Below are 16,677 nucleotides of genomic sequence, written 5' to 3'. Positions count from 1 at the left end.
GGCGCGTCACGCCGCCACCGGCTCCTCGGCCAGCAACCGCCTGATGTCCCGTACGGCCGCGCGGCCCGCCCGGTTGGCGCCGATCGTGCTGGCGGAGGGGCCGTAGCCGACCAGATGGATACGGGGGTCGGCGACCGCGCGGGTGCCCTCCACCCGGATGCCGCCGCCCGGCTCGCGCAGATGCAGCGGGGCGAGGTGGTCGACGGAGGCCCGGAAGCCGGTCGCCCACAGGATGACGTCGGCGGCGACGTGCCGAGTGTGCTGCCCGTCACTCCACTCGACCCCGTCCGGTGTGATCCGGTCGAACATGGGCTGCCGGTCCAGAACCCCGTCCGCGAGCCCCTGCCGGATGGCGTCGTTGAGAGGCAGCCCCGTGACCGAGACCACGCTCTTCGGCGGCAGGCCCTGGCGGACCCGCTCCTCGACCAGCGCCACCGCCTCCCGGCCGACGTCCTCGGTGAAGGGACCCTCGCGGAACACCGGCGGGCGCCGTGTGACCCACGTCGTGGCGGCGGCGTAGGGGGCGATCTCCAGCAGATGCTGGGTGCCTGAGGCTCCACCGCCCACGACCACGACCCGTTGACCCGCGAACGCCTGGGGTCCGGGGTACTGAGCGGTGTGCAACTGGCGCCCCCGGAACGTCTCCTGACCGGAGTAGCGCGGCCAGAACGGCCGGTCCCAGGTGCCGGTCGCGTTGATCAGTGCCCGTGTCGCCCAGGTCCCGGCCGAGCTCTCGACGAGCAGCCGTCCGTCCGGACCCTCGCGCACGACACGCACGTCGACGGGCCGCCGCACACGCAGGTCGAAGGTCCGCTCGTACGAGTCGAAGTACTCCGCGATGACCTCGGACGACGGCCGCCCGGGGTCGGCGTCGGTCAGTTCCATGCCGGGCAGCGAGTGCATCCCGTGCACCCTGCCGTACGTCAAGGACGGCCACCGGAACTGCCAGGCGCCGCCCGGACCGGGGGAGTGGTCGAGGACGACGAAGTCGCGGTCCGGCTCGAAGCCGGTGCGCCGCAGGTGGTAGGCGCTGGACAGACCCGCCTGACCAGCGCCTATGACGACCACGTCGACTTCCTCGACCGCCTCAGCATTGTTCACGCTTCCACTAACGGCTTCGGGGGCGCGGATCTTCCCGAACTGAGATGGGCGGTCAGGTCAGGACCCCTCCGAGGCCCGGGCACGAGTGGTCGACGGCGGCAGGTCGCCGTTGTAGCGCGTGTCCACGAAGTCGCCGAAGTCCACCTTGTTCGGGATGAGCTTCAGCTCGGTGAAGGTGTCGGCGATCTCCTGCTCGGAGGCGATGACCGGCTTGTCGAGCGCGACCGAGATCCGGGTGGCGTTGGTGCGCTTGACCGAGGCCAGCGCGACGTCGTACGGCAGCCCGGTGTCCTTCGCCCAGACCTCGGCCCACTCCTCCTGGTGGTCGTACACCCACGCGGTGGCGCGCCGCAGCCGCTCCAGATAGTCCTTGATGGCGGCAGCCTTCTTTTTGTCCTTCAGCGCGGAGGGGGCCGCCACCTGGAAGGTCAGTCCGTTGGTGATCCCGTCGCCGGTCGTCAGGACCCGGCCCTGCTTGGACACCAGCACCTGCGAGGTGTACGGGTCCCACACCGCCCACGCGTCGACCTTGCCGGCGCTGAACGCGGCCAGCGCGTCGGCCGGTTGCAGGTACTTGACCTCGACGTCGCTCAGGCTCAGCCCGACCTTCTTGAGGGACGCGACCAGCTGGTAGTTGGCGGAGGAGCCCTGTGCCACGGCGATCGACCTGCCCTTGAGCTGCTCGGGCCCGGTCAGCTTCGAGTCGTTGGGTACGAGGATCGCGTCGCCCTTGGAGGTGCCCTTGAACGCGGCCACCGGCGTGATCTTCGAGCCCGCGCCCGCCGCGAAGACCGGCGGTGTGTTGCCGACGCCGCCGATGTCGACGGCCTTGGCGTTGACGGCCTCAAGGAGCGGCGGGCCGGAGGTGAAGGTCGACCACTTGATCTTGTAGTCGAGGTTCTTGAGCTCTCCGGCGGCGCGCAGGATGGCCTCCGAGCCGCCCTTCTGGTCACCGACTTCGAGCGTGAGGGAGCCCTGGCCGTCGATGTCGGTCCCCGTGCCGGCGGACGAGTTCCCGCCGCAGGCGGTGAGCAGGAGCGCGAAAGGGAGGAGGAGTGCGGCGGGGGCGAGGCGTCGTCGCATGGTGGTTCCGTTCAGGTGTGGGTGGTCAGGCGGCTTCGGCGGCGGTGTCGACGCCGAGTCGCTCCAGGAGGCCGGCGCGCAGTTCGGCGAACCGGGGGTCGGCGATGTCGCGAGGGCGGTCGAGATCGATGCGCTGCTCGTGCGCGATCACCCCGCCGTCCATCACCAGGACGCGGTCGGCCAGGAGCACGGCCTCCTCGACGTCGTGCGTGACGAGCAGGACCGCGCAGCCGCGCCGCTGCCACAACTCGCCCACCAGGCGCTGGGCCTTGATCCGGGTGAGCGCGTCGAGCGCGCCGAAGGGCTCGTCGAGCAGCAGCAGATCGGGTTCACGGACCAACGCCCTGGCCAGGGAGGCACGTTGGGCCTCGCCGCCGGAAAGTGTCTTGGGCCAGGCGTTCGTACGGTGGTCCAGGCCGACCTCCTCGAGCGCCCGCTCGGCGACCGCGCGGCCGGGCTTTCCCGGCAGGCCGAGCAGGACATTGCGCCACACCTTCTTCCACGGCATCAGCCGCGGTGCCTGGAAGGCGACCGCCTTGCGGCGCGGCACCAGGACGGTGCCCTCGATGTCGCGGTCGAGTCCGGCGAGGATGCGCAGCAGGGTGGACTTGCCGCAGCCGCTGCGGCCGAGGAGGGCGACGAACTCGCCGGGGCGGACGTCGAGTTGCAGGTCGTCGATGACCGCGCGCCCGTCGAAGGAGCGGGTCAGCCCCGCCACATGCACGGCCTGGGGGGCCTTTGTGGCCTTGCGGCTCACCGGCCGGTGAACGTCGGTCGCCATTGCAGCAGCAGCCTTTCGAGGGAGCGGACGATGAAATCGGCGAGCAGGCCGAGGAAGGCGTAGACGATCAGGCAGACCACGATCACGTCGGTCCGCAGGAAGTCCCGCGCCTGCACCATGAGGAACCCGATGCCGGAGTCGGCGTTGACCTGTTCGGCGAAGACGAGGGCCAGCCAGGCGATGCCGAGCGAGTAGCGCAGGCCGGTCAGGGCGCCCGGCAGCGCACCGGGCAGCACGACATGCCGTACGAGCCCCCACCTGGACAGCCCGAGCGACTCCCCGGCCTCGATCAGCTGGGCGTCCACGCCGCGGATACCCGCGTACACATTGAGATAGAGCGGGAAGGTCACGCCGAGCGTGATGATGGCGACCTTGGGTGCCTCGCCGATGCCGAACCAGATGATGAACAGTGGGATGAGCCCGACGAAGGGCACGGTCCGCAGCATCTGCACGGGCGCGTCCACCAGGTCCTCGCCGACCCGGAACAGGCCCGAGACCAGGGCGAGTCCGGTCCCGACGGCGGTACCCAGCGCCAGCCCGGCGGCGACGCGCTGGAGGGAGGTCCCCATGGCCGAGGTCAGCGAGCCGTCGGCGATCAGATCGCTCGCGACCTGGGCGATGCGGCCGGGTGAGGCGAGGACGTCGGCGGTCAACACGCCGGTGGCGCTGAGCAGTTGCCACAGGATCAGCAGCAGTACGGGGCCGGTGGCGCGGCGCAGCCAGCGCGGGATGCGGGTGCGGCGGGAGGAGGCGGGGACGAGGGGGACGAGGTCGGGTGGGGAATGGGTCGTGGCGGCGACATCGGCACCGGATATATCTGAAATATCCGTCGCGGATGAGTCGGGCGGGGCGTGGCTGATGCTCATGAGTGAGTGCTCCACGGGGGCGAGCGACCGGTGGGGGTCCGCGCTGGGGCACCGCCCCGTCTCATCGAGAGCTCAGGCGTACGGGTGGAGCGGTGCCGTGCCGGCGCAGGCGAGGTGAGGTGAGGTGAGGTGAGGTGAGAAGGGCGTCAGCGGCCGCGGCGACACGCGGCGGAGGCCACCCGCAGCAGGTCGATGTGACCGCGCGTGGTGAGCAGGGCTGAACGCAACATGCCGCAGAAAGTAGCCAGATGGCGTGGCCACGGTCAACGGTGTCTCGCGAAGTGGACCTCGCGTATCGCGCCCCGTCCGCCTCCTGACGTGTGAACTCCGTCGCATGGGGTGAGGATGGAGGACATGTCAGACGCCTTCACCACCCGAGTTCTGAACGTCGACTCCGGCTCCTCGGAGCGGGTCATGGACCTCACCCGCGACTGCGAGGCCTTTCTGCGGGAGGTGTCGGCGGGCCGCGACGGCCTGCTGAACATCTTCGTGCCGCATGCCACGGCCGGTGTCGCGATCATCGAGACGGGCGCCGGCAGCGACGACGACCTCCTGACCGCCCTGCACACCCTCCTGCCCGCCGACGACCGCTGGCAGCACCGCCACGGCAGCCCCGGCCACGGCCGCGACCACGTCCTCCCGGCGATCGTGCCGCCCCACGCGACGCTGCCGGTGGTGGGCGGGCGGCTGGAGCTCGGGACCTGGCAGTCGGTGTGCCTCGTGGATACGAACAAGGACAATCCTCGTCGCCAGGTGCGGTTGTCGTTCCTTGCGTGACGAAGGTGCCGACTGCAGGTCTGAAGTCCGGCCGAACCAAACGAGTCCGGCTCGCACTCTGCAGTCCACCCGCAGCTGACATCGAGCGATGCGGTGAACGATGAAGCCGAAGGCAGGGGGTGCTGCTGTGTTGTCTGAGCAGCGCGCCTTGTCTCTGATCGGCCTTGGGTTCGAGTCCCACCCGCCCCACCTGTGCGGGTCCGCGGCCTGGGGAAACGTCTCATCATGGGTGCGGATTCAGGACGTTGAGCCACCGGACTGAATCCGCTGCTCGCTGAGTTCGACTCCGTGGCCCTCAGCGCTAGTTTGAACTGCTCTGACCTGCGCAGATGTGGTGGTCCGGCGAAGGGGTAGGTCCCCACGGGTGGCGTGTACGAGGCCTTGGACGCCGGATTCGGGACGCCGGTAGGACAAACGCCGGGGAATCAGCTCAGTCCGTGGGGCGGGTGCCAAGCCGCGGACCGGCCCCGGCCGCGGAAGGAAGCTGTTCTTCCTGCTGGTGCTGCCGCTGTACCGGCTGGGCGCCGAGCCGCCGGCGCTGATTGCGGCGGGTTGGGCCCTGGTGGGCCCGCATCTGCTGTACCTGCTGCAGCCGGTGGTCGGCAGCCGCTCATTCCTCATCGTCGGCCAGGCAGAGGGCCTCGTCTCGCGGTTCTTCACGGGCGGCTGTCCGGCCCTGACCTGGGTCCCGTTCGTCATCGGCGGCATGGCTGTCGCACGTCTCGATCTGGCCGCCACGGCTGTCCTGGCTCTCGCCGGCGTCGCCCTTGCCGTCGTCGGCTACGGCGGCTCCTGGCAGGCGCTGCGTCTCGTGTCCGGTGCCGCCGCAGCCGTCCGGGAGGCCAAAGCGGGGTCGTCGATGCCGTCCGTGTCGCCCGGCAGTGTCGGCCTCTTCGGTGCCCCCGCCGGGTCCCGGACGCCAGCGCGGTGGCGGGTACGGCCACGGCCCGGGCGGCGTCGGAGCGGCGCGAGCGGGCTCGGCGCGGATGTGGGGTGGTGTTGCTGGTGTCGGTCGCAGAGAACATCGCCCTGAACACCGGTATCCCGCGCCGCGCCGGACTGATCTCCTGGCGGCGCCACCTCGTCAGCCAAGGCTCGCCGGCGGACCACCCCCCTGCCCGCCTGGGGCACGCCATCGGCGAGGAGCTGGCTGAACACCGCACCACCACGGCCCCAGCCGGCGGTCCGGCCGTCCTGGCCTTCGGCGGCGTCCAGCGAGCAGCACCAGGCGGTCACCGTACGCGAGCCGCTGTCCCTGCAGGGCCGGCAGACCGCCGACGAGTTCCGAGCCTTCTCCGGCCGTCGGCCAGCGGATATGTGGCCCCCTTCGTTGGGTTACCAGGGGGCGTACTGGGTGAGCAGGAGGGCGATGTCGTCCGCCCTGTCGGCGGACCGGCGGGCGTCCCGCAGCAGCGCGTCGGCCAGATCCTCCAGGCGGCCCCCGCCCATGCGGGCCAGTGACGCCCGGAGCCGGTCGACGTCGGAATCGATGTCCGAGTCACGCTTCTCGATCAGTCCGTCCGTGTACAGGGCCAGGACCGACCCGGGTACGAGGCGCAGCTCCGACTCCGGAAAGTGTGCCGCTGTGTCGATGCCGAGCAGGGGGCCGCCGGGCACGTCCAGGACTTCGGCCTGTCCGTCGGGCAGGCGTAGCAAGGGCGGAGGGTGGCCGGCACGGACGATGCGCACGACCCCCGAGCGAGGATGGAGGCGGGCATAGCAGCAGCTTGCGAGTAGCGCCGGGTCGAGGTCCATGTGGAGCCGGTTGGCGTTGGCGACGACGTCGCTCGGCCGGTGGCCGGCGGTGGCGAAGGCCCGCACCGCGCTGCGCAGCTGGCCCATGGCGGCCGCGGCGGCGACGTTGTGCCCCTCGACGTCCCCGACGATCAGCGCGACCTCGTCGCCGGTGGGGATGACGTCGTACCAGTCGCCGCCGATGTCCATCCCTCGGGTGCCCGGAAGATAGCGCCCGGTGACATCAAGGCCCGGCAGTGTGGGCAGCCGGTGCGGCAGCAGCGCGTTCTGCAGGCCGCGGGCGAGGGCGAATTCGGCGTCGTAGAGCCTGGCGCGTTCCAGGGCCTGGGCGATCAGGCCGCCCAGCGCGGTGAGGACTCCACGCTCCTCGTCGGGAAATCGGTGGACGTCGTTGAAGCCGAGCAGGCAGACGCCGACCGGGCGGTTCGAGGCGATCAAGGGCAGGAACGCCCAGGAGTTGGCCTGACTGACCATGATCCCGGGGTAGGTCTCGAGAAGCTCCTCACGGGACTCGACGAACAGCGGGGCCCCGGAGGTCAGCGCGTCCGTCACGGGCAGCCGGGCATGCAGCGGAGTGCCTTCGAACCGGGCGAGAAAGCGCTTCGAGTAGCCGCGCTGATCGAGCAGGCGCAGGCGCCGCTCCTCCACCACGGCGATCGCCAGCTTCTGACCGCCGAAAGCCGGCAGCAGCTGCTCGGCGACGGCCTCGAACACCTCGTGCGCGGTGACCGCCTCGGTGAGCGCGCTGCCCAGCGTGAGCACCCGATAGAGGGAACCCACACGCGGGGCCGCGGGCGGAGGCGACCAGGAGACGGGCGGCCCCCCGTCCGCGAGGGTTGCCCCGGGTCCGGTGTCGGCCGGTACGGGCTGTCGCACGGGTGCCGCCCACCCCGTCATGCCCTGAGCGCCCGGGTGGAGGGAGAAGACCAGCCATGTGGCCGGTGGGCGGCGGACCAGGAAGGAGACCGGTTGCTGGGAGACCAGGGCGGCCCGGTAGCGGTCCTCGTACACGGGATCGGCCAGCCAGGGCAGGACGTCCCAGGGGCGTCGGCCGAGCAGTTCGTCCTGGCGGACCCGCAGCAGATTCTCCAGGCTGTGGTTGGCGTAGGCGAGACGTCCGTCGGGCGAGAGCGCGAAAAAGCCGTCCGTGAGCTGCTCGATCGCAGCCACGGCGGCCATGCGGCTCCCGGAGTCGAGAACGGCGCCGACCAGATGGGCCGGGGCCTCCAGGTCGTCAGGGCTCTCGGGCACCCGGCCCCACAGCTCGACGGTGTGGTGGCCTCCGCGGCCGTCCCGGATGCGCAGGCAGTGTGCCAGTACGTGGCGTTTCTGGACCGCGGCACGGGCGGCGGCCCGGAAGCCGGGCAGATCGGCGGGCTCGATCATGGCCGCCAGGGTGGCCGCCCGTCCGTCGAACTCGCGGGGCGGCATTCCGAAGATCGCGCACAGCTCGTCGTCGGCCGTGAGGGCTCCGGTGTCGAGATCCCAGTCGAACAGGCCCACCCGGATCACCGGGGTGGATGGCAGCGGGACCACCACCGGAGCCGTCTGTTCGTCGTACTCACCGAGCGCGCCGCGGGCCCGCAGTCCGGCGAGGGTGGTGCCCAGCCGGTCGGCGGCGGAGCGCAGCTTCCGGCGCTGCGCCCTCGACAGCCCTGTCCCGTCCGGCCTGGCCGACCACACCACGGCCATGGTGCCGAAGGTCCGCTCGCCCGCCCGTACGGGGACCGATGCAGAGCCGAACGGGTAGGGCAGGGCGACCGAGAGCTGCGGGAAGCGCCGCATCGTCTCCTCCGCGCCGGCCAGATGGACCATGCGCCCGGAGCGGTACGCCTCCGCCACTGGCAGACCGCTGTTCACCGGGATCCGACGCCACCCGCTGAGCAGGGAGGGCGGCGACCCGCACGACGCGGCCACTACGAGCGAGCGGTGGTCGCCGGAGAGCAGAAACACGCTTCCGGTATGCGCTCCGGTCAGCTCCACGGCACCGACGATGGCGCTGACCAGCGCGTCCTCGCGCTCGGGTGCTTCGTCGACACTTGCGGCGCCGAACGGGTACAAGTTCGATGCCACACCGTTGGCCGACACGTTGCCCTCGATCATCGATGGATAATTCGTTCCATTTTAGGACGGTCTGTAGCTCCCCGTGGACAGGTGCCGGGCCGGGAAGGCTGCCCAGCACCCACGGACCGAGCGGCAAGTGCCCACGTTTCCGCTTGGCCGGCGGCCAGAGCAGGGGCCCACCCGGTCGGGATCGACCTGTCGGAGAAGCAGCTCGCCACGGCTCGCGCGATGCAGGCGGAGTGGGGCATCGGCTCCTGCACGACAGGGGGCTACCGTCCGGCCGCGCCGGTGGGGCTCGCCTCGACCGGTCACGCTCCTTCGACGCTCTGAGGGCCCCGGCACCCGCCCGAAGGACCGCGAAACGCCTACTGACCTGGCGTTCTCTCGCTCCTGCTTCATGCGAAGCGATTCCGGTGAGGCATCCAGTGGGGATTCCGTGCTCGGGTACCTTGGCGGTTGTCTTAACGGAGTTTGGCGGATATGAATAGGGATGATCCGAGCCGTCGGGTGCGATTGAGCTTCATGGCGTGAACCGGGCGCCTTCAGCTTGTCCCAGCCGACCTTGCCGGGAATCCCGTCCGCGTCCAGTCGGGGCTCGGGCCCTCCTCGTAACGGCCGCAGCCCTCCTCGACCAGGCGCTTGCCCAATGCGGTGATTCAGCGGGTCGCGGCGGCCGATCTGGAAGAAACCGGCGCCCGGGAACGGCTCGTACTCGGGCCGGGGCTGGGGCAGGCGCCTCCGCCGCCCGGCTTGCCCCGCAGGCGGCCCGCGATGCGGGAGCGCATGCCGTCGATCGTGAAGCCGCGCGGGTCCTGCTTGCCCGGCTCCCACTCCTCGTGGCCGATGACGGAATGTTCGGCAAGGTCGGCCCGCACACCTGGGGGCGCTGCGCCGATGACGGCGTCGGCGCGTGCTCGACCGGCGGCCCAACTGCGGGCGCTGCGACGGCGCACCAGCCTCAGCCCGGCCGGACCTGCCCACCGCTTGCCGTACGGCAAGTCCTCCCGGTCGCGGTACCTGAACGCAGAGCCCCGGTGCCCCGGCAGGCGGTCGAGGTGCTGTGCCGGCTCGCGGGCGAGCCTCGCAGCGGCCGGTCGCCCTGTGGGAACTGGCCGAGTGGAGCGGCCGTACGGGGGAGCGGAGTTCCGGCGACGCCTCGGCGACCGACGCGGACGGGGAGCGGACGGAGCCGGCGGATGCCGGGCGGCGGGAGGAGGCGCCGACGGAGTCCCCAAGGTCGGCCGGTTGTCGCGGCGTGTGTCGGCCCTCGTGGTCGGGACTGCCGTTGCGGTGGGGGTGGCGGTGAGGATGGTCTGGCCGCAGGGCGGGGAGGTGTCACCCGGTGAGGCCACGACGGTGTCGGTTCCGCCCCCGGGCTGTCGTGGACAGGCCTGCGAGGGCGGAGATCCGCAGAGCATGGCCTGCGGGCGGGACGCGCGCACGCTGGCCGGCTGGCGCACCCGCGCGGGAGCCGGGGCTCGAGATCAGGTTCAGCGCGCGATGCGATGCAGCCTGGGCGCGGATCTGGCAGACGCCGTCGCCGACAAGTTCGACGCCGGGGGTGGGGTAGCTCTTCACGCAGATGGTCCCGGCACGACAGCCCTCGGCGCTGCACGCCTGCCTCATGCCCACGTCCGGTGACGCGCGCGAGTGCGTCGTGCCTCAGGGCCTCGCTCAGCGGCTGGCGGCGAGTGCCGCGAGGACGGCGCGGGTGAGGCGGGCGACGTAGGCGTCGTCGGTGGGTCCGCCGACCGCGAGCATCCTGAAGTACAACGGGGCGCCGAACAGGTCGACGGCCAGGCCCATGTCGATGTCGGCCGACAGCTCTCCGCGGTCGATCGCCTGGTGCAGCACCGTCGCCACCGCGGCGCGCCGGGGGGCGAGGACCGCCTCGTGGAGCGCGGCGCTCAGCGAGGGGTTGCGGGCCGACTCGGCAACCAGGTCGGGGACGATCCGGCCGACGAGCGGATGGCGGAGGTCGGCCATGGTGTCCCGGACGAACCGTTCGACGTCGTCGCGCAGTGACCCGGAGTCGGCCGTCGCGGGGAGGTGTTCGGCGGCGGCCTCGGAGACCAGCTCCACGACCATCGCCTCCTTGGAGGGCCAGCGGCGGTAGAGGGCCGCCTTGCCGACGCGGGCCCGGCGGGTCACGGCCTCCATCGACATCCGGGCGAACCCGGTCTGGGCGAGCTCCTCGAACACCGCCCGCCTGATCGTCTCGGTCACGGACTCCCGCAGGACCGCGGAGCCCGTGGGCCTGCGGTCGACGTCGTCACGGCTGGTCGATTCCACTGCGGGAGATTAACACCGAACGGAACGGTTGCGTTCCGTCCGGGCCGGGTGTACGTTCCGGCGCGAGACGGAACGGCTCCGTTCCGTTCCATCTCGAAAGGGGCCCCGATGAAGTTCCTCTTCGACGACGCGGCGTTCTCCTTCCAGGCGCTGCGCACGGCCGGGCACGCCGCTTACGCGGGCGCCGATCTCGGCGAGGTCCTGGCCGCCTGCCGCAACATCCCCGACGGCGACGAGGAGGCCTGGTGCCGGGAGTGGACCGCCGTCTCCGAACGCCTCCACCGTGTCGGTGCCGAGGCACTCGCCGCCGGCCACCGGGTCAGCGCCCGCGAGTCCCTCCTGCGGGCCTCGAACTACTACCGCACCGCCGACTTCTTCCGCGTCGAGGACCGGGACTCCGACCTCGAGTCGGCCCGCCTCGCCCGGTGCTCGCGGCAGACCTTCGCGCAGGCGGCACAGCTGTTCGACACTCCGGTCGTGCCCCTGCGGATCCCCTACGAGGACACCACCCTCCCGGGATACCTGTTCCTCGTGGACGACACCGGCCGCCGCCGGCCCACCGTCATCCACCACGGCGGATACGACTCCACCCTGGAGGAGCTGTACTTCATGGCGGCCGGCGGGGCACTACGCCGCGGCTACCATGTCCTCGCCTTCGAAGGCCCCGGCCAGCAGTCCGTCCGCCGGGAGCAGGGACTGTTCTTCCGGCCGGACTGGGAACGCGTGGTCACGCCCGTGGTGGACCACGCCCTGATCCGCCCGGAGGTGGACCCTGAGAGGCTCGTGCTGTTCGGCACCAGCTTCGGCGGACTGCTGGCCGCCCGCGCGACGGCCTTCGAGGACCGCTTCGCCGCGTGCGTCCTGCACAACGGGGTCTACGACTTCTACGAGGCCCCCCTCCGCGGCATTCCGCCCTACCTGGGTGAGTGGGTGACGGACGGCCGGGACGACGTGGCCGGGCCCGCGCTGGCCGTCAGCATGTCCCAGAGCACCCAGGTGAGCTGGTTCCTGCGGCACGGCATGTGGGTCTTCGGGGCCAAGACGCCTCCCGAGGCGCTGCGCGCCTGCGCGCCGTACAACCTCGACGCCGCGGCCGCGCACATCACCTGCCCCACGCTCGTCCTCGACGCGGAGAACGACCTGGCCTTTCACGGCGAGGCCCAGCGGGTGCACGAGGCGCTGCGCTGCGCGAAGGAGTTGATGCTGTTCACCGTCGCCGAAGGGGCCGGCGAACACTGTCAGGAGGGCGCGGCACTCCGCTTTCACCAGCGGGTCTTCGACTGGCTCGACGAACGTCTGGCCCGCGCATGACCGTTGGGGCGGACACCCGGTCGGCCACGGCGGACGGCACCCGCCGCCGGGCCCGCACCGTCCTGGCCGTGCTGGCGCTCTTCATCGTCGTCAACGCCGCTGACAAGGCCGTCCTCGGCCTGACCGCGGGCCCCATCAAGGACGACCTCGGGCTCTCCGCCACCGAGTTCGGCACCATCGCCAGCAGCTTCTACCTCCTGTTCAGCCTCTCGGCCGTCTCGGTCGGCTTCCTGGGCGACCGCATCCGCCCCCGGCCCCTGCTCGCCGTGCTCGCCCTCGTCTGGGCGGCGGCGCAACTGCCGATCCTCGTCCCCGCCACAGGATTCGGAGCCCTCGTCGCCACCCGGGTCGTGCTCGGTGCGGGTGAGGGGCCGGGCTTCCCGCTGGCCAACTACACGGCGTTCACCTGGTTTCCGGAGAAGCGGCGCGCGCTGCCCTCGGCCGTCGTGGTCGCGGGCGGCGCGGGGGGCACCGTCCTGGCCGCCCCGCTGGTCGTCCTGGTCAGCAACACCCTCGGCTGGCGGGCCGCGTTCGGCCTGCTCGGGGCCACCGGGGTGGTGTGGACCCTGGTCTGGCTGCGGGTCGGCGGCGGCGGGCCGTACGCCGCACACCTGGGCCCCGGACCGGCAGACGACGAACCGTCGGCAGGGGACGTCCCGACGGTCTCCGCCGACGGGGCGCCTCCCACGGTCCCCTTCCGGCGCATCGTCACAACGGGCACCTGGCTCGGGGCCACCTTCTCCACCTTCGCGGTCATGTGGACGCTCTCCCTGGGTTTCGCCTGGCTGCCGCTCTTCCTGGAGGACCAGGTGGGCTTCAGCGACGCGGAGATCAGCGGGATCGTCGGGCTGCCCGCCCTGTCCATGGCCGTCCTGGTCCTCACCGCGGGAGCCGTCGCGCACCGGCTGCTGCGGAGAGGGGTGACCGCCCGGGTCGCGCAGGGACTGGTCGGCGCGCTGCTGCCGCTTCTCGCCGGCGTGTGTCTGCTACTCGCGACCCGGGCCGGTCCCGCCGTCCTCCTGCTGCCGTTGCTGGTCCTGGCGTTCTCCGCGGGCAACGGGCAGACCCCCCTGACCAACGCGGCGATCGCGGACATCTGCCCGGCCGGCCGGCGCAGCGCCGCCCTGGGTCTCTCGTACGCCCTCGCCGCCCTCTCGAGCCTGCTCGCCCCCTATGTCACCGGGCGGATCATCGACGCGGCGTCCACCGAGGCCGCCGGCTACGGCCGGGCCTTCGACCTGGCCGCCTGTCTGCTGATCGCCGGTGCCGTGGTCTCGGCGCTCCTGATCCGACCCGACCGGGACGCCCTCACCTTGCTCGCCGCACACCCGGCGACGTCCAGCGCGTCCGCCGCGTGTCCGCCGAGTCCAGCGCGGACGCGGAGCCCTCAACGAAGGAGTGACCCCCGATGCCCGTAGACATCGCCGTCGTCCACGGGGCGCGTACCCCGATCGGCCGGTACAAGGGCGCACTGAGCTCGGCTCCCGCGCACCGGCTGGGCGCCCTCGTGATCCGCGAGGCGGTCGTCGGCGGTGGGCTGGACCTCGGCGCCGTGAGCGAGGTCGTCCTGGGCTGCGTGGGCCAGGTGGGCCCCGACGCGTTCAACGCCCGGCGTGCGTCCCTGGCCGCCGGGCTACCCGTGACGACCCCCGCGTACAACGTCAACAGGCTGTGCGGGTCCGGCCTGCAGGCCGTCTGGTCGGCCGCGCAGAGCCTCACCCTCGGCGAGGTCGACGTCGTCGTGGCGGGCGGCAACGAGTCGATGACCCGTCAGCCGCTGCTCGACTACAGCGAACGGGCCCCCGACGAGGTGCCGGGAGAGCCGACCGTGGACGGCACCGTCTCCCTGGTCACCGACCCCTTCGGGCGTTACCCGATGGGCATGACCGGCGAGGTGGTGGCGGACCGGTACGACATCTCGCGGCAGCGCCAGGACGGGTGGGCCGCCGAGAGTCAGCGCCGGGCCGCCGTCGCCGTCGGCGAGGGACGTTTCGACGAGCAGATCGTGCCCGTGGCCACCCCGGGCGGCGTCGTGGAGCGGGACGAACATCCCCGGCCCGGCACGACGGTGGACAAGCTCGCCGGCCTGGCTCCCGTGTTCTCGCAGAACGGCACGATCACCGCCGGGAACTCCGCCGGCATCAACGACGGCGCTGCCGCCGTGCTGCTGATGCGCTCGGCCGATCTGACCCCCGGCGCCGTACCGCTGTGCCGGCTGCGCGACGCGGTCGTCACCGCGCTGGAGCCGGAGATCATGGGCGTCGCCCCGGCCGAGGCGATCCGCAGCCTGCTGCATCGCAACGGCCTCACCCTGGACGCGATCGACGTGATCGAACTCAACGAGGCGTTCGCTGCCCAGGTCCTGGCCGTCATGGACGGACTCAAGCTCGATCCGGACCGCGTCAACCCGAACGGCGGTGCGATCGCCCTCGGCCATCCCATCGGCGCTACGGGAACCGTCCTGTTGCTCAAGGCGGCTCACGAACTGCGCCGCACGGGCGGCCGGTTGGCCGTGATCGCCCTGTGCATCGGCGGCGGCCAGGGAATCGCCGCACTGATCGAGAACCCGGGCGGGACCCGATGAGCGCGTATGTCTGGCATCCCACGCCGGAGTTCACCGAACACGGCAACATCGCGGCCTTCTGCCGCAAGCACGGCATCGACGGCGGCTACCGCGAACTGCAGACCAGGTCCGTCACCCACCCCCAGTGGTTCTGGGAACGGGCCGTGGCGGACATCGGCATCGTCTGGCACACGCCGCCGACGCGCGTGTGCGACGACACCGGAGGCATCGCCTTCACCCGCTGGTTCCCGGGCGGACGCACCAACCTCGTGGACTCCTGTCTCCACCGCCATCTACGGCAGGGGCGCGGGCGGGCTCCCGCACTGCGCTGGGAGCGGGAGGACGGCACGAAGGGGGTCCTCACGTACGACGAGGTCGCCGCCCGCAGCTCCCGGGTGGCAGGCGGACTGCGCGCCCTCGGGGTCGCGGAGGGCGACCGAGTGGCCGGATATCTGCCGGCCGGTCCCGAGGCCTTCGTCCTGCTCTTCGCCTGCGCGCGCATCGGCGCCGTGCTGGTGCCGCTGTTCTCGGGCTTCGGCACCGAGGCGATCGCCGTACGGCTTGTCGACGCCGGGGCGAGGGTCCTGGTCACCGCGGCGGCCGCCACCCGGCACGGCCGCCGGCACGACATGGAGACGGTGGCCCGTACAGCACTGGAAAAGGCCACGTGCGTACGTCATCTCGTCGTCGTTCTCGAAGAGCCGGGCGCCCCGCTGGAACCCTCCGGGCAGAGCCGCCGGAACGTGCCGTCCGCACCCGTGGGGGCGGGCGCAACGCCCCGTGCGTCGAGGCACTCCCGGGCAGGCGACGTGTCGCAGGACGAGCCGACCGCCTCGCCGGGGCCCACGACGACGACCTGGCACCGGCTCTCCGGCGCCGAGCCCGCGGCGACCGTCTCGCTCCCCACCGACACCCCCTTCCTCCTGCTGCACACGTCGGGCACCACCGGGCGCCCCAAGGGCGCGATCCACACCCACGGCGGCTTCCCGGTCCAGGTCGGCAGCGAGACCCGGTACAACCTCGACCTGCGGCCGGACGACGTGGCCTTCTGGGTCACCGACCCCGGCTGGGTCATGTTCCCGCTCGTCGCCGTGGGCGCCACCCTCGCCGGCGCCTGCGTCCTGGCGTACCAGGGCACGATCGACCATCCGGACGTCACCCGCCTGTGGCGGCTGCTCGACGAACACGGGGTCACCGTCTTCGGCAGCTCGCCCAGCCTGGCCCGCATGCTGATGGGCCGCGCCCCCAAGCATCCGGCGCCGTCCCGGTTGCGCGTCCTCGGCTCCACCGGCGAGCCGTGGACCGAGGAGGCGTGGCGCTGGTACTTCGCCGACCTCGGCGGCAAACGCTGCCCGGTGATCAACATCTGCGGCGGCACCGAGGTCGGCGGATCCCTGCTCGCCTCCGCGCCCACCCTGCCCCAGTCGCCGTGCAGTTTCTCGGGGCCCTGCCTGGGCATCGACGCGGCGATCGAGGACGACCAGGGCACCGAGACGCCCGAAGGACACGTCGGTGAACTGGTCGTGCGGCACTCCTGGCCCGGCATGACCCGGGGACTGTGGCGAGCGCGGGAACGCTTCGCCCACACCTACTTCGGCCGGAGGCCGGGCCGCTGGTCCCACGGCGACCTCGTCTCCCGGACCGGTGACGAGTGGTTCGTCCACGGCCGCCTCGACGACATCATCAAGGTGGCCGGCAAACGCCTCGGGCCCGCCGAGGTCGAGGAGGCCGTCGTCGGCGACCCGGCCGTCGCCGAGGCGGCCGCAGTCGGGATACCGCACCCCGTCAAGGGCGAGGCCCTGTGGTGCTTCGCGGTCCCGGCGGCCGGGCGGCCCCTCGGCGCACCGGAAGCCGAGCGGATCCGCGGACGGGTGGCCCAAGCGCTCGGCCCCGCGTTCCGGCCCAGCCGGGTGGTCGCCGTACCGGAGCTGCCCAGGACCCGCAACGGCAAGGTGATGCGGCGGCTCATCCGCAGCCTCGTCACCGGCGAGGCGCCCGGTGACCTGTCCACCCTCGTCAACCCGGCCGGCCTCGACGCGATCCGTACCGCGCTGCAGGACCAGTGAAAGCGGGCAACCCGCCCA

The 16,677-nt window shown here is 72.0% G+C and carries 12 protein-coding genes and 2 pseudogenes; 6 read left to right on the top strand and 8 right to left on the bottom strand.

All coding sequences use genetic code 11. The annotated features are described in order from the left end of the window. Window positions 1-6: 6 nt before the first annotated feature. From ACFQ6S_RS36265 to ACFQ6S_RS36245, 5 genes are all read right to left on the bottom strand, one after another. Window positions 7-1,101, bottom strand: a complete 1,095-nt coding sequence (locus ACFQ6S_RS36265) for an NAD(P)-binding domain-containing protein (protein WP_383419210.1) — start codon at window positions 1,099-1,101, stop codon at window positions 7-9. A gap of 57 nt (window positions 1,102-1,158) precedes the next feature. After that, window positions 1,159-2,184, bottom strand: coding sequence for an ABC transporter substrate-binding protein (locus ACFQ6S_RS36260; protein ID WP_383419208.1), 1,026 nt, complete (start codon window positions 2,182-2,184; stop codon window positions 1,159-1,161). Between the two features lie 25 nt (window positions 2,185-2,209). Beyond that, window positions 2,210-2,965 carry an ABC transporter ATP-binding protein gene (locus tag ACFQ6S_RS36255; RefSeq protein WP_383419206.1) on the bottom strand — a complete coding sequence of 252 codons (756 nt, stop codon included), beginning with the start codon at window positions 2,963-2,965 and terminating at the stop codon, window positions 2,210-2,212. Further along, window positions 2,938-3,831 carry an ABC transporter permease gene (locus tag ACFQ6S_RS36250; RefSeq protein ID WP_383419204.1) on the bottom strand — a complete coding sequence of 298 codons (894 nt, stop codon included), beginning with the start codon at window positions 3,829-3,831 and terminating at the stop codon, window positions 2,938-2,940. Before ACFQ6S_RS36250 ends, ACFQ6S_RS36255 begins: the two co-directional genes overlap by 28 nt. Before the next feature lie 146 nt (window positions 3,832-3,977). Beyond that, a complete protein-coding gene (locus ACFQ6S_RS36245) occupies window positions 3,978-4,061 on the bottom strand; it encodes a putative leader peptide (RefSeq protein ID WP_313884353.1) in 84 nt (27 codons plus the stop codon). A gap of 124 nt (window positions 4,062-4,185) precedes the next feature. On the opposite strand from ACFQ6S_RS36245, the gene ACFQ6S_RS36240 reads away from it, so the two are divergent. Both ACFQ6S_RS36240 and ACFQ6S_RS36235 read left to right on the top strand, forming a co-directional pair. Continuing rightward, a complete protein-coding gene (locus tag ACFQ6S_RS36240; protein ID WP_383419202.1) occupies window positions 4,186-4,608 on the top strand; it encodes a secondary thiamine-phosphate synthase enzyme YjbQ in 423 nt (140 codons plus the stop codon). Window positions 4,609-5,092: 484 nt separating this feature from the next. Beyond that, window positions 5,093-5,518: pseudogene (locus ACFQ6S_RS36235) on the top strand (hypothetical protein); the annotation flags it as partial. Window positions 5,519-5,943: 425 nt separating this feature from the next. On the opposite strand, the gene ACFQ6S_RS36230 reads toward ACFQ6S_RS36235, so the two are convergent. From ACFQ6S_RS36230 to ACFQ6S_RS36220, 3 genes and pseudogenes are all read right to left on the bottom strand, one after another. After that, on the bottom strand, window positions 5,944-8,466 hold the full coding sequence (locus ACFQ6S_RS36230; RefSeq protein WP_383419200.1) for a SpoIIE family protein phosphatase: 2,523 nt from the start codon (window positions 8,464-8,466) through the stop codon (window positions 5,944-5,946). Between the two features lie 495 nt (window positions 8,467-8,961). After that, window positions 8,962-9,287: pseudogene (locus tag ACFQ6S_RS36225) on the bottom strand (N-acetylmuramoyl-L-alanine amidase); the annotation flags it as partial. A gap of 814 nt (window positions 9,288-10,101) precedes the next feature. Beyond that, window positions 10,102-10,719: a TetR/AcrR family transcriptional regulator gene (locus ACFQ6S_RS36220; RefSeq protein ID WP_383419198.1), complete on the bottom strand. Its 618-nt coding sequence runs from the start codon at window positions 10,717-10,719 to the stop codon at window positions 10,102-10,104. A 108-nt stretch (window positions 10,720-10,827) separates the two neighbouring features. Between ACFQ6S_RS36220 and ACFQ6S_RS36215 the strand changes: the two genes are divergently transcribed. The 4 genes from ACFQ6S_RS36215 to ACFQ6S_RS36200 are packed head-to-tail and all read left to right on the top strand — an operon-like array spanning window position 10,828 to window position 16,659. Beyond that, window positions 10,828-12,030, top strand: coding sequence for an alpha/beta fold hydrolase (locus tag ACFQ6S_RS36215; protein WP_383419196.1), 1,203 nt, complete (start codon window positions 10,828-10,830; stop codon window positions 12,028-12,030). Beyond that, window positions 12,027-13,448 (top strand): MFS transporter, encoded by a 1,422-nt coding sequence (locus ACFQ6S_RS36210; RefSeq protein WP_383419194.1) that lies wholly within the window; start codon window positions 12,027-12,029, stop codon window positions 13,446-13,448. The genes ACFQ6S_RS36215 and ACFQ6S_RS36210 overlap by 4 nt, the downstream gene beginning before the upstream one ends. Continuing rightward, window positions 13,439-14,614: a thiolase family protein gene (locus tag ACFQ6S_RS36205; RefSeq protein ID WP_383419192.1), complete on the top strand. Its 1,176-nt coding sequence runs from the start codon at window positions 13,439-13,441 to the stop codon at window positions 14,612-14,614. Before ACFQ6S_RS36210 ends, ACFQ6S_RS36205 begins: the two co-directional genes overlap by 10 nt. Continuing rightward, the gene (locus tag ACFQ6S_RS36200; protein WP_383419190.1) at window positions 14,611-16,659 is read left to right on the top strand and encodes an AMP-binding protein; all 2,049 of its coding nucleotides are present in this window, start codon (window positions 14,611-14,613) and stop codon (window positions 16,657-16,659) included. The genes ACFQ6S_RS36205 and ACFQ6S_RS36200 overlap by 4 nt, the downstream gene beginning before the upstream one ends. Window positions 16,660-16,677: the final 18 nt, after the last annotated feature.

The sequence above is a fragment of the Streptomyces sp. NPDC056479 genome, assembly GCF_042795335.1.
In the GTDB taxonomy this organism is placed as follows: Bacteria; Actinomycetota; Actinomycetes; order Streptomycetales; family Streptomycetaceae; genus Streptomyces.
Note: the sequence above shows the minus strand (reverse complement) of the source record. Positions and strands in the feature narration are given on the sequence as shown.

Bases quoted from the DNA above. Each gene is read 5' to 3' on its own strand.
- ACFQ6S_RS36260 (WP_383419208.1), bottom strand. From the start codon at position 2,184: ATGCGACGACGCCTCGCCCCCGCCGCACTCCTCCTCCCTTTCGCGCTC.
- ACFQ6S_RS36255 (WP_383419206.1), bottom strand. From the start codon at position 2,965: ATGGCGACCGACGTTCACCGGCCGGTGAGCCGCAAGGCCACAAAGGCC.
- ACFQ6S_RS36250 (WP_383419204.1), bottom strand. From the start codon at position 3,831: ATGAGCATCAGCCACGCCCCGCCCGACTCATCCGCGACGGATATTTCA.
- ACFQ6S_RS36245 (WP_313884353.1), bottom strand. From the start codon at position 4,061: ATGTTGCGTTCAGCCCTGCTCACCACGCGCGGTCACATCGACCTGCTG.
- ACFQ6S_RS36240 (WP_383419202.1), top strand. From the start codon at position 4,186: ATGTCAGACGCCTTCACCACCCGAGTTCTGAACGTCGACTCCGGCTCC.
- ACFQ6S_RS36230 (WP_383419200.1), bottom strand. From the start codon at position 8,466: ATGATCGAGGGCAACGTGTCGGCCAACGGTGTGGCATCGAACTTGTAC.
- ACFQ6S_RS36215 (WP_383419196.1), top strand. From the start codon at position 10,828: ATGAAGTTCCTCTTCGACGACGCGGCGTTCTCCTTCCAGGCGCTGCGC.
- ACFQ6S_RS36210 (WP_383419194.1), top strand. From the start codon at position 12,027: ATGACCGTTGGGGCGGACACCCGGTCGGCCACGGCGGACGGCACCCGC.
- ACFQ6S_RS36205 (WP_383419192.1), top strand. From the start codon at position 13,439: ATGCCCGTAGACATCGCCGTCGTCCACGGGGCGCGTACCCCGATCGGC.
- ACFQ6S_RS36200 (WP_383419190.1), top strand. From the start codon at position 14,611: ATGAGCGCGTATGTCTGGCATCCCACGCCGGAGTTCACCGAACACGGC.